Origin of the sequence: uncultured Campylobacter sp. (assembly GCF_938045405.1) — a bacterium.
In the GTDB taxonomy this organism is placed as follows: Bacteria; Campylobacterota; Campylobacteria; order Campylobacterales; family Campylobacteraceae; genus Campylobacter_B.
The window spans coordinates 1-3609 of sequence record NZ_CALIMW010000293.1 but is presented as its reverse complement, the minus strand read 5'-3'; the positions used below and the strand labels follow the sequence as shown (position 1 = coordinate 3609).

Annotated in this window: 5 protein-coding genes; 3 read left to right on the top strand and 2 right to left on the bottom strand. The window is 47.8% G+C overall.

Going from position 1 to position 3609, the window contains the following annotated elements; all coding sequences use genetic code 11:
* Window positions 1–218: 218 nt before the first annotated feature.
* From Q0140_RS11980 to Q0140_RS11970, 3 genes are all read left to right on the top strand, one after another.
* Entirely contained in the window at window positions 219–671 is a 453-nt protein-coding gene (locus tag Q0140_RS11980; protein ID WP_297964881.1) for an FxsA family protein, read from the top strand.
* Window positions 668–1597, top strand: a complete 930-nt coding sequence (gene hemC, locus Q0140_RS11975) for a hydroxymethylbilane synthase (protein WP_297964879.1) — start codon at window positions 668–670, stop codon at window positions 1595–1597. Before Q0140_RS11980 ends, hemC begins: the two co-directional genes overlap by 4 nt.
* A 95-nt stretch (window positions 1598–1692) precedes the next feature.
* A complete protein-coding gene (locus Q0140_RS11970) occupies window positions 1693–2457 on the top strand; it encodes a hypothetical protein (RefSeq protein WP_297964877.1) in 765 nt (254 codons plus the stop codon).
* 247 nt (window positions 2458–2704) lie between these two features.
* On the opposite strand, the gene Q0140_RS11965 is transcribed toward Q0140_RS11970, so the two are convergent.
* Entirely contained in the window at window positions 2705–3106 is a 402-nt protein-coding gene (locus Q0140_RS11965) for a hypothetical protein (protein ID WP_297964875.1), read from the bottom strand.
* A complete protein-coding gene (locus Q0140_RS11960) occupies window positions 3072–3566 on the bottom strand; it encodes a hypothetical protein (protein WP_297964873.1) in 495 nt (164 codons plus the stop codon). The genes Q0140_RS11965 and Q0140_RS11960 overlap by 35 nt, the downstream gene beginning before the upstream one ends.
* Window positions 3567–3609 lie beyond the last annotated feature (43 nt).

Genomic DNA, 3609 nt, shown 5'->3' with positions numbered 1-3609 from the left:
TTAAAAATTGCCAACTCAAATTTAACCGCCTCCAAACACCTACAAATCGCCGACCCCTACTACACGCGCGATTTTGAGCGCTGTTACGCAGATATCAAGCGCGGCTGCGAGGGGCTCTTACGATACATTAAAAATTCAGACGGAATTTGCTAAAATCCGCGATTAAATTTTAGCGTCTTTAAAAAGGCGCGGCTTAAAGTGATAATTCAAGGAAAAATATGTTTAGGCTTTTGATCGTTCCATATCTGATAATTGAGGCATTTACGACCTATTATTTCGTAAGCGCAAACGGCTTCGCGGCGTATGCGGTGGAGATCGTCATAAGCGCGATTTTAGGCGGATACGTCGTAGCAAACCGCTCGTGGATGGGCTTTTTTAATCTAATGAAAATCTCGCCGAAAGAAATTTTAAGCGGCGTGGGCTTCGTCGTAGGCGGCGTTTTTCTCATTGCACCGGGCATTTTCGGCGATATTTTAGGCGTTTGCATAATCACCGCGTCGTTTTACTGCGTCACCAGCGACGTGCCCAAATTTAACGCTAGCAGCGAAAATTCCGAAAAAAGAGAGCGAAAATTTTGGCGACGCAGCCGCGCAAGCGACGACGTCATCGACGTAGAAGTGATCGAGGAGAACGAAATCGAGATTCGAAAAAGCATAGGAGAGGAAAAATGAAAAATTTGATCATCGCTACTCGCGGCAGCGTGCTTGCGCTGTGGCAGAGCAAACATATCGCATCGCTGCTTGAAACTAGCGGCATCCAAGCGCAGCTAAAAAGCATGAAAACCAAAGGCGATAAAATTTTAGACACACCGCTTGCAAAGATCGGCGGCAAGGGGCTTTTTACAAAGGAGCTTGAGGAGAGTATGCTTCGCGGCGAAGCACATATCGCCGTGCATAGCCTAAAAGACGTGCCCGTGGAGTTTCCGCAGGGGCTCGTGCTAGCGGCGATCTGCACGCGCGAGGATGTGCGCGATGCGATGATTAGCGAAAAATACGCCGAATTCGGCGAGCTACCCCACGGCGCAAAAGTCGGCACCACGAGCCTTCGCCGCAAGATGCAGCTGCTTAGCATGCGCCCCGATTTAGAGGTTATCTCCTTGCGCGGCAACGTCCAAACTCGCTTGCGAAAGCTCAAAGACGGAGAATTCGACGCTATCATCTTGGCGATGGCGGGCATCAACCGCTTAAATTTATGCGCCGAGGTAAAGCACGTAGCGCCCTTTGAAATCTCGCAGATGATCCCTGCGATGGGGCAAGGAGCGCTCGGCATCGAGGCGGTGGACGAGCCGCAAATTCTACGCGCGATAGAATTTTTAAAAGATGAACGCGCGATCATTGAAACGACTGTGGAGCGGGATTTCGTCAGGGTTTTAGAGGGCGGCTGCCAGGTGCCGATCGGCATCAACGCGCGCCTTGACGGCGAAAATATCCACATCAGCGCGATCGTGGGCCTACCGGACGGCAGCGAGAGCATACGCCAAGACATCGTCGCGCAAAAATCGCAATACCAAGGCGTAGGCGCGGAACTCGCGCGAGTTTTTATCGAAAAGGGCGCAAAGCAGCTTCTCACGCGCGCCGAAGAGATGGCGAGCCTATAAAAGGCGAAATTTACGGAGTTTTAAAATTTACAAAATTTTAAAATTTCTAGAATTTATAGACTTTTTAAATTTATAAAATTTCAAAAGGTTAAATTTTGAGCTTATTTAGATTTTTTAAAACGGCTGGATTTTCAAAAATTTTTGCTCCTCTAATACTTTGCGCAAGCTGCGCGTTAAGCCTAAACGCCAGCCCCAATGAGGAGCTCGTCCACTCGCTATTTAGCAACGCAAACTTCGATAAAAATCTTTATTTCAAAGGCAAGATGAGAAGCTATTTAAAGCACAAATTCTACGCGGCGGATAACTATAGCGAAATCACGGTTGCTCCGCTTGGATGCAGCGACGAATTTAGCGAGATTTTTCACGTATTTTTGGGCTCTAAAGAGAAGCACTTCGATCTTTACGTCTATACTAAGGAGGACGGAATCTACGCCGTGCGAGTTTTAGCGCAAACCGCCATTATTGAGGCTATCGTAAGCGAATATGAAAAATTTAACGAGGCGCAAAAACGGGAGTTTGAGCAAAGAACCGATGTAGATATCGTAAATTTAAAGCTAATCTTGGCGCCCGATAAAGAGCTTATGGCGTTTGGGAAACAAAACTTAGCGGCATTTGAAAAAATTTACGAGCTTTACGCCGGCGGCGAGTCCGAGCGCGCAAAGGCGGAGATCAAAAGCCTGCATCTCTCTCACGCCGAGACGGAGGGCAAAAGATTTATACTACTTATCGGCGGGATCACCGATAACTCCGTGGGCTTTTTGCGGGTGCAAGATGAAGCTGACCTGCCACAAATGAGTCCTAGCGAGTTTATAATGATAGAAAAAATTGCGCCGAATTGGTATCTTTTTAAAACCACATAAAAAGCCGCGCCGCAAGCGAGTTTGAAGCTTCGCGGCAATCTAAATTTAAAAGCGTTACCCGCAGCTTAACCGCACCGCCGATCAAAAATCGCGCGAATTTTAAATTTAAAAAGACGATCTGTAAATTCCGCATGCCGTAAATTTTTAAAGAATTTTAAAAATTTTTTGAAGTCTAAATTTAAACAAAGCGGCGCCAAAGCGCGCCGCGTCTCCGTAAATTTAAAGCCAAAGAGCGGGACGCGCGGCCTTAAACTCCACCCAGCTTGGACTTAAACGGCGCAAAGTCCATTCCAGTCGCATCCAAAACCATCCGCGAATAAAAATAGAGGCTGTAAAATAGCTCATCGTCGTAAAAGTACTCCTCCCAACGCTCCTCGTCATTCTCATCGCTCTGCGGCCACAAATATTTTTCCGCAAGTATATCCGAAAAGCTCGCCAGCGGCGCTGCGTGCGAGATCTTATCGGCATCATCGCAAATCTCAATCATAAACGCAAAAAATCCGCCGAGCCGAGCCGCGATAAAGCTCGCCGCTTCGTTTTCGCAGTTTTCGTCTTTGCTGTTTATGTCCGTCGCATAGTTTCGCTTTTTATCTGCCGCAGCGTTTTGATTATTTTTATTCGCCGTTTTTGCCCGCCACGGCGCGCGCATACATAAAGATGCGCGCCAAAAATAGCAGCGCAAAAGGGGTTGCGTGCCAAAGCGTACTTTGATGCTCTATCTCGTTAAAAATCTTACTAAGCGCGTCCTGAAGGTCCTTGGCGTCAAATTTCTCCCGCTCGCTCGCATCCGAGCTCTTATCCGCCGCGCTCGTTTTAAATTTACTCGCCGCACTCGCTTTAAATTTTATCGCCGCACTATCCGCACTCTTAAATTCCGCCTCGCCGCACTTCGCCGCGTCCGTTTTAAGCTCCGTCTCTCCGCCCGCTTTAAATTTCGCCGCTTCGTTATCTGCCTTTTTAAATTTCGACTCACTCTTTTGCGCTAAATTTACGGAATTTTGCGCCGCGCCGCATCTTGCTGCATCCGTAGAATTTTGCCCGCAACCGGGCCCACTTTTTAAATTTTGCCCTGCGTCAGGCTCGCTTTTTAAATTTTGCGCGCCGCCCAAACTGCACGTCGAATTTCAAGAGCCAAGCTAAAGCGCAAAATTC